General features: G+C 75.9%; 10 protein-coding genes. 2 read left to right on the forward strand and 8 right to left on the reverse strand.

Going from position 1 to position 7,683, the window contains the following annotated elements; all coding sequences use genetic code 11:
* Window positions 1-302, forward strand: a 302-nt coding sequence (locus G6556_RS15370; protein WP_166943288.1) for a hypothetical protein, incomplete at its 5' end; no start/stop codon positions are given.
* Between the two features lie 11 nt (window positions 303-313).
* Window positions 314-2,569 carry a DEAD/DEAH box helicase gene (locus G6556_RS20000; RefSeq protein WP_166943291.1) on the forward strand — a complete coding sequence of 752 codons (2,256 nt, stop codon included), beginning with the start codon at window positions 314-316 and terminating at the stop codon, window positions 2,567-2,569.
* Window positions 2,570-2,576: 7 nt separating this feature from the next.
* On the opposite strand, the gene G6556_RS15380 is transcribed toward G6556_RS20000, so the two are convergent.
* The 8 genes from G6556_RS15380 to G6556_RS15410 form a co-directional block, all read right to left on the reverse strand.
* Window positions 2,577-2,825, reverse strand: coding sequence for a hypothetical protein (locus G6556_RS15380; protein ID WP_166943294.1), 249 nt, complete (start codon window positions 2,823-2,825; stop codon window positions 2,577-2,579).
* Between the two features lie 159 nt (window positions 2,826-2,984).
* Complete coding sequence (locus tag G6556_RS15385) at window positions 2,985-3,233, reverse strand: hypothetical protein (RefSeq protein WP_166943297.1); 249 nt, start codon at window positions 3,231-3,233, stop codon at window positions 2,985-2,987.
* The gene (locus G6556_RS20005) at window positions 3,233-3,367 is read right to left on the reverse strand and encodes a hypothetical protein (protein ID WP_277344774.1); all 135 of its coding nucleotides are present in this window, start codon (window positions 3,365-3,367) and stop codon (window positions 3,233-3,235) included. The genes G6556_RS15385 and G6556_RS20005 overlap by 1 nt, the downstream gene beginning before the upstream one ends.
* A 35-nt stretch (window positions 3,368-3,402) precedes the next feature.
* Window positions 3,403-3,621 (reverse strand): hypothetical protein, encoded by a 219-nt coding sequence (locus G6556_RS15390; protein ID WP_205693566.1) that lies wholly within the window; start codon window positions 3,619-3,621, stop codon window positions 3,403-3,405.
* Between the two features lie 36 nt (window positions 3,622-3,657).
* Entirely contained in the window at window positions 3,658-4,866 is a 1,209-nt protein-coding gene (locus tag G6556_RS15395) for a hypothetical protein (protein ID WP_166943303.1), read from the reverse strand.
* Window positions 4,863-5,183, reverse strand: a complete 321-nt coding sequence (locus tag G6556_RS15400) for a type VII secretion target (protein WP_166943306.1) — start codon at window positions 5,181-5,183, stop codon at window positions 4,863-4,865. The genes G6556_RS15395 and G6556_RS15400 overlap by 4 nt, the downstream gene beginning before the upstream one ends.
* Window positions 5,184-5,187: 4 nt before the next feature.
* The gene (locus G6556_RS15405) at window positions 5,188-5,559 is read right to left on the reverse strand and encodes a YbaB/EbfC family nucleoid-associated protein (RefSeq protein ID WP_166943308.1); all 372 of its coding nucleotides are present in this window, start codon (window positions 5,557-5,559) and stop codon (window positions 5,188-5,190) included.
* Between the two features lie 80 nt (window positions 5,560-5,639).
* Window positions 5,640-7,683: glycoside hydrolase family 2 TIM barrel-domain containing protein (locus G6556_RS15410; protein WP_166943311.1), on the reverse strand; the 2,044-nt coding region annotated here is incomplete at its 5' end.

Consider the following 7,683-nt stretch of genomic DNA (forward strand, 5'->3'; position numbering starts at 1 on the left):
GCGGGCAGCCGACGCCGGACGTGACCGGGGTGGTCGCGGGCGGGTCGCTCACGCAGGCGTCGGACCCGTACTACGAGGGCATGGCGCTCGCGTCGGCCCAGCGGGAGCCGTCGGTGCTGGCCGCTGACGGGTCGCAGGCCACGGTCGCCGACCTGCGCGACGGCGACCGGGTCGAGGTGTGGCTGGGGCCGGAGGGGCTGTGCGCCGAGTCGTCCCCGGTGCAGTGCGACGTGCTGACCGTGCGGGTGACCGAGGCGGCCGCGACCCCGAGCCCGACGGCGACCCCGACGGCCGCGCCGTAGCATCGCGGGCGATGAGCACCGCGTCCCCCGCCGAGCCCGCTCCCGTCGAGCCCGGTGCCGCCGCGCGCGACCTGCTCGCCCGGCACGCCGCCCTCGCGGCCCACGCCCGCGCGGTGCTCGACCACCTCGACGGCGCGACGGTCCGGGTGGCCGCGCTGGTCGAGGGCGACCGTGAGGAGCGGGTCCGCGCCGAGCTCGGCGTCGTCCCCGTCGAGCAGCTCGGCGCCATGACCGACCGGAACCTGCGGCTGCGCGCGCTGACCGACGCCGGGTACGCGACCGCGGCCGACCTGCTCGGGGTCCCGGCGGCGACCCTGGACGAGGTCCCGGGCGTCGGGACGCAGACCGCCCGGAGCGTCGTCGCCGCGGTGCAGCAGCTCGCCGAGGCCGTGCGGAGCGGGGTGCCGGTGCGGCTCGAGGTGGACCGCTCCGGCCGGCCGGACACCGCGACGACCGCCGAGGTGCTGCGGCTGCTCGACCGGCTGCTCCGGCTGCGACCCCTCGTCGAGCCGCACCGCGAGGCGCTCACCGCGTACGCGTCCGCCGTCGCGGTGCACGCGGCGTCGGCCGAGCCCGCGACCGGACGGCTGCGGTTCCTGCTGTCCCGGCGGGTGACCCGGGACCGGGCGCGCCGGGCGCTCGCGGCGCTCGCGGGCTGGGACGCGACGCTCGACGGGGGCGGCGACGGCGACGGCGGCCTGGCCGCGACGGTCGAGAGCCTCGCCGCCGCGTGCGCCGTCCCCGACACCGACGGCCCGGCCCTGTGGGACGTGTTCGAGCGGCGCGCCGCCGAGCTGTACGGCGTGCTCGGCACGATCGTCCCGCTCGCGCAGGACGTCCTCGCCGCGCGCGGGCTGCTCACCACCGAGCTCGCCGAGCGGGTCGCCGCGCACCCGCTGGACCCGTCCGCGATGCGGGTGCCGCTGCGCGGGTACCAGGAGTTCGGCGCGCGGTTCGCGCTCAACCAGGGCCGGGCGCTGCTCGGCGACGAGATGGGCCTCGGCAAGACCGTGCAGGCGCTGGCGGCGATCGCGCACCTCGCCGCCGCCGGCGAGCGCCGCTTCCTGGTCGTCTGCCCCGCCGGCGTGCTGGTCAACTGGCTGCGCGAGGTCGCGGCGAAGACCACCCTCGCCGGGCACCGCCTGCACGGGCCGGACCGCGAGGCGGCGATCGCCCGCTGGCGGGCCGAGGGCGGCGTCGGGGTCACCACCTTCGAGGGGCTGGCGCACGTGCCGCTCGACGGCCCCGAGGTGGCGATGCTGGTCGTCGACGAGGCGCACTACGTGAAGAACCCGGAGGCGCAGCGGTCCCGGGTGGTCGCGGCGTGGGCGTCGGCCGTGTGGCGCGTGCTGCTGCTCACCGGCACGCCGATGGACAACCGGATCGAGGACTTCGTGGCGCTCGTGCGGCTGCTCGACGCCGACCTCGCCGGGTCGCTCCCCCGGCACCTGGGGCTCGTCGGCGCCGACACCTTCCGCCGGGACGTCGCCCCCGTCTACCTCCGGCGCAACCAGGCGGACGTGCTGGTCGAGCTGCCGGACCTGGTGCTCGTCGACGAGTGGGAGGACCTGTCCCCCGCCGGCGAGGAGGTCTACCGGGCCGCGGTGGCGAGCGGGAACTTCATGGCGATGCGCCGCGCGGCCTGGCTGACGCCGGACCCGGACGAGTCGACCAAGCTCGGACGGCTCCGCGAGGTGGTCGCGGAGGCGGCGGCGAACCAGCAGCGGACCGTCGTGTTCTCCTACTTCCGGGACGTGCTCGACGTCGTCGTCGCGGCGCTCGGCTCCGGACCCGGCACGGTCCCGGTGTTCGGCCCGCTGACCGGCGACGTCCCCGCCGACGAGCGCCAGGCCGTCATCGACGCCTTCGCGGCCGGCCCGCGCGGCGGCGTGCTGGTCGCGCAGATCACGGTCGGCGGCGTCGGGCTGAACCTGCAGGCGGCCTCGGTGGCGGTGCTCTGCGAGCCGCAGCTCACCCCGTCCGCGGAGTCGCAGGCGGTCGCGCGGCTGCACCGGATGGGCCAGGTGCGGGCGGTCGTCGCGCACCGGCTGCTCGCCGAGGACGGCGTGGACGAGCGGATCGTCGAGCTGCTGGCCGGCAAGCGCCGGGTGTTCGACGCCTACGTGCGGGAGTCCTCGGTGGCCGCGGCGGCCGTCGCGGCGGTCGACGTGACCGAGGCGGGGCTGGCGCGCGAGGTCGTGGCGATGGAGCAGGCGCGGCTCGGCTACGGGCCGGTGTGGGACGAGCTGGCGGCAGCCCCGGAGTAGGGCGGCGCTACTGCTGCGCGACCCGGTCCGGCCAGGCGCCTTGCTCGCCGCGCTGCCGGACCGCGCGCCCGACGACCAGGCCCGCGAGCGCGCTCGACGCGTTCCGGCCCTCGACGTGCCAGGTGCTGCGGTCGCCCGACGTCTCGATCACCAGGACGCCGTCGACCGCGCCGTCCGGCTGGTCGCGGCGGACCTCGTAGCGGACCTCCGCCGCGTTCTCGTCGATCTTGTCGGCGTAGACCAGGACCGCGCTCATACGCACTGTGTACACGGTGACGCCCGGCGGACGCGAACTGGCTCCCGGGAGTGCGTACGCGGTGGACGCACGACCGGCGCGGTCGGCCGACCGCGCCGCAGGCTGCGCCCCGGCTCGCGGGACGGGACGCCGGCGGGCCCGGACCGCTCGACCGGCCGCCTAGGCGCCGGTTCCCCGACCCGGGCGGCTCCGCTCCTCGCGGGTCGACACCAGGTGGGTGATCGTCGGCAGTGCGCCCTTGCGGTCGCTGATGTCCCCCGGTCGCAGCTCGCCGACCCGGCGGGAGCTCTCCTCGAGCACGCGCCGCAGCATGCCTTCGACCTGCCGCCGGCGCTCCTCGGGCGAGAGCCCGTCCAGGTCGTCGGAGCTCCAGCTCTGCGGGTCCGGCCCGCGGTACGGCTCCGACATCAGGAGAAGAACGAGGCGTCGCGGGGCCACGCGCCGTCGCGCCGCTGGAGCCGGAGTGCCTTGTGCAGCACGTGGCGTGCGAGCACGGGCCTCTCCTCGCCGCCGTCGACGTACCACCGCTCGGGATCAGCCACCGGGATCACCAGCGTCCCCTCTCTGCCTGTCCCGCCTAGCCCGTGAAGATCGACGCCCACTCCGGCCAGTTCCCGGACTTCTCGAACTCGCGGACCGCGCGCGCCGTCACGCTGAGTGCCATACGTGGGTGGTCGTCGCGGCCCTCCATGTACCACGACTCCGGATCGTGGACGGGGATGACGATGATCCCGCGCAGCGGGTCCTCAGGGTCGATCCCGTAGTCGTACCGAGCGAACTCGTCGTCCGCCGACACGAGCCGACCGTATGCCGATGACGCCATGTGCTCCTCCTACAGGAGATTCTCCCAGTTGGCGACCGTGTTCGCGTGCGCGTGCGACTCCCGGTACGTCGCACCGGGGTGGGCCGCCTCGTATGCCGCCTCCGCGATCTCGTGACGCAGCATCACGAGATCGGTCGGGGTCGCCTCGCCCTGCCGTAGCCGCAGCCACGCCTCGGCGTTCGGCGTATCCGCGTCGAACCGACCGGTGTAGGGAGGTCCGTACGGCCCTCCCCCGAGCACGTGCTCGGAGTGGAAAACGTGATCCACGGCGGCCCGGATGTCGGTCGCCTGGAAGTCGGGATTCGCGCGGACCACGGAGTCGACGAAGTCGGGGTCGGCCCGGATGACGTCGTACATGTCGTCAGCCCACTGCTGGGCGCGCAGATCGCTCATGGGCCGAGGCCGGTACGACCCACCTGTCGCGGTCGGCACCCGCGGCGCCGAGGGCGCACCACCCCCGCCCGGCAGCCGCCCGCGCACGCCGGACGCCAGCCGCGCGAGCACGTCCTTCATCGCCTCGAGCAGACCCTTGAGCGACTTCGCCGACGTCAGCAGGTCCGTGACGGACCGCCCGACCCGCACCGCCAGCGACGACACCCGCGTCGTCACCTGCGACACCACGTACGGCGTCGCGAGCCCGACGGTGAGGACGAGCTCGGCGGCCCACGAGATGATCGACCCGACGAGCTGCGCCAGGGTGTCGCGGACCAGGTCGTGCACCACCTGGACGACGGTCGAGCAGGTGCGCAGCGCGGAGGCCATCGCCGAGGCGGACCCGCCGCCGGCGCGCACCCGGTCCGCGAGGTTGTTCGCGTAGGCCGCGTACGCGACGACCGAGGCGCCCGACATGGCCTCGAGGTCGGCGGTGACGACGCGGTTCAGCTCGTCGCCCGCGCCGTTCATCGCGGTCGCGATGTTCTCCCACGTCGCGGCGAACCCGAGCACGGCGCCGGCGTCGCCGGTGAGGTCGTTGAGCCAGCCCTTGAGCGGCTCCAGGTGCTCCATCAGCCAGCCGAGCCCGGCGGCGATCAGCGAGCCGAACGGGTCCATGACGGCCGCGGCGGTGTCCAGGGCGACGCCGACGCCCGACAGTCCGGCGGCGAGCCAGTCGCCCGACTGCAACGACGCCGACAGCTGGGTCACGGAGTCGAGCAGGCCGGCCCCGCCGAACGCTGTCGACGTGTCGACCGGCCCCGCGACCAGGGGGTTGGCCGTCACCGGTCGAGCACCCGGGAGATCGACCGCATCCGCTCCTCGACGCGCTGGTCCGCCTCGTCGATCGAGCGCGCCATCGCGCCCAGCTCGGCGACCATGCCGTCGGTGGCCTCGCGCATCGCCGTGATGGCGTCCCGGGCAGCGCCGTCGACGCCTGAGACGATGCCCGGCAGGAACGAGCACAGGACGCCGAAGGCCCCGCCGTGCAGGTCGACGGACCCGGCCGCCGACTGCGCCGTGCCGAGGTCGCCGGACACCTGGCCGACGCGCGTGCTGTGGCGCCGCAGGACCTCGGTGTCGACCTCGAAGCCCCCGCTCACGCGATCACCGCAGCCGGCCGGCGAGCTCGCCGCGGAGGTGCTCGGTCACCGGCGACTCCTCGCCGAACGCGTCGGCGGTGATCGCGAGCGCCTGCCGCCCGGCGTCCCGGCCGGCGGCGCGGACCGTCTCGACGATCAGCGCCGCCAGGTCCCGGGGCGCGAGGTCGGTCGCGTCGTCGGCGAGCCGGAGGTCCACCAGCTGCCCCGACGGGTCGGCCTCGGCGGTCACCTCGCCGCGCGGGCTGCGGGCGCGGCCGCGGAGCCGGTCGAGCGCCTCCTTCACCTCGGCCGCCTTGACGGCGCGCTCCTGAGCGGCGCGGATGTCGGCCTGCACGCGCTCGATGGCGGCGTCCGGGTCGTCGTAGAACGAGGTCACGTGACGCACTGTAACGGCGGCCGCGACAGCCTGGCGCGCGGGTGCCGCCACGACCACCCGGCCGGGGGCACCCGCGCGGGTCAGGACGTGGCGGGCCGCGCGCCGCGGCGGTTCGGGGGCTCGATCGGGGCCGCGTCGACGTAGGCGCGCGCTCGGACGCGGTCGTCCTCGTCGACGAGCCACACGTGCAGCCGGGCCGCCGGCACCGCGCCGGGCGCCGGCACGGTCAGCCGCGCCGCCGCGCTCAGCACGTACGGGTCCGCCTTCACGGGCTCCGACTCGGCCGACGCCGCGACCGGCGCGGCGCCGAACGGCGTGCCCGCCGGGACCCACGCCGCCCGCACCCGGCCGAGCACCGGGGACGCCCCGTGGTGCGACACGTGCACGTCCAGGTCCAGCGGCCCGGACGGCACGGCGATGTCCGCGCCCGCGTGCGCGGGGACCAGGTCGAGCACGAGGGTCGTCGGCGCGTTCACGTCCCGCGGGTCGACGCCGCCCAGGTCCTTGGGGCGCCGGTCCGCATCGCGCAGGCCGGCCATCTCGTGCTCGACGTCGGTGAGCTCGGTGTAGACGTAGCCCACGAACCGGTCGTGCCGGCGGATCTCCTGGGTCTGCCAGCGCAGGTGCCAGCCGCGCTCGAGCGACGTGAACCCCGCGCCGTACTCGCTGTTCAGCACGGGCACCCCGGTTCGGGGGAACGACGCCGACCCGTAGAACGACTTGTCCACGACGAAGTCGGGGCCGAGCTTCACCGGGAAGTCCTCGCGGGTGCCGTCCGCGAGCGCCGCCAGGTTCGCCGCCCACGTGGCGGGGTCCTCGTCGTAGTAGTGCCAGTCGACCAGGTCGGTGCGGACGTGCGCCCAGCCGGAGTTCTCCACGACCGGCCGGGTGTCGTCGAGGGACCGCAGCAGGTCGTACGCCCGGGCCGCCGCCTCGGCGCGCTCCGGGGAGCCGGGGATGTCCCAGTCGAGGCCCCACTCCTCGTTGTAGAGGCCCCAGATGACGATGGACGGGTGGTTGCCGTCGCGGTCGACCATCGGCGCGAGCTGCGCCTCGAACGCGGCGGCGGCGGCCTCGCTGAACCGGCTCGGCGCCGGCGGCTCGGCCCAGACGAGCATGCCCATCCGGTCGGCGGCGTGCAGCCAGCGCGGGTCCTCGAGCTTGATGTGCTTGCGGACCAGCGTGTAGCCGAGGTCCCGGGCGAGCTCCAGGTCCGCGAGCAGCGCGGCCTCGTCCGGCGCGGTCGGGCCGGTGCCGGGCCAGTAGCCCTGGTCGAGGACGCCGGCGACGTAGAGGCGCTCGCCGTTGAGCAGCAGGTGCTCGCCCGCGGTCTCGACGCGGCGCAGGCCCGCGGTCACCCGGACCGCGTCCACGTCGCCCGGCGTCCCGTCGTCGGTCGACACCGCCAGCACGTACAGGTGCGGGTCGGCGGGGCTCCAGGTGCGCGGCTCCGCGAGGTCGAGACGGCCGCGCGCGACGCCGTCGGCGCCCGCCACGACCGAGACCCGCTCCCCCGCGGCCGACCCGTCGACGACCTGGACCTCGACCCGGGCCCCGGCGGGCGCGGAGCCGGCCAGCGCCACCGTCACCTCGAACCCCGCGAGCGAGTCGCCCCGCACCGCGACGGACGCCGCGTACGTCGAGCCGCGGGCCTCCAGCCACACGCTCTGCCAGATGCCGGACGTCGGCGTGAAGGACACCCCGTCGTAGTCGTCGCGCGGGATCGACCGCTGCTTGCCGTGCGGGATCGACCGCTTGTCCGCCGGCGCATCGACCTCGACCTCCAGCACGCCGGTCGCACCGGGCGCGAGGACGCCGGTCAGGTCGACCTCGAACGGGGTGTGCCCGCCGACGTGCTCGGCGACCGGCACCCCGTCGACCCGGACGACGGCCCGGTGGTGCACCGCGCCGAAGCACAGCAGCGGACGCGCCCCGGCCCAGTCGGCGGGGACGGTGATCGACCGGCGGTACGTGGCGTGCTCGACCCAGGTGCGCGCGACGCCGGAGGCCGTGGTCTCCCAGGCGAACGGCACCACGACCGGGACGGTGCCGTCGGGCAGGTCGAGGTCCCAGGTGCCGTTGAGCGGCACCCAGCGGTCGGAGCGGTTGCGGTCGGGGCGCGGG

Origin of the sequence: Cellulomonas sp. IC4_254, assembly GCF_011603975.1 — a bacterium.
Lineage (GTDB): Bacteria > Actinomycetota > Actinomycetes > Actinomycetales > Cellulomonadaceae > Cellulomonas.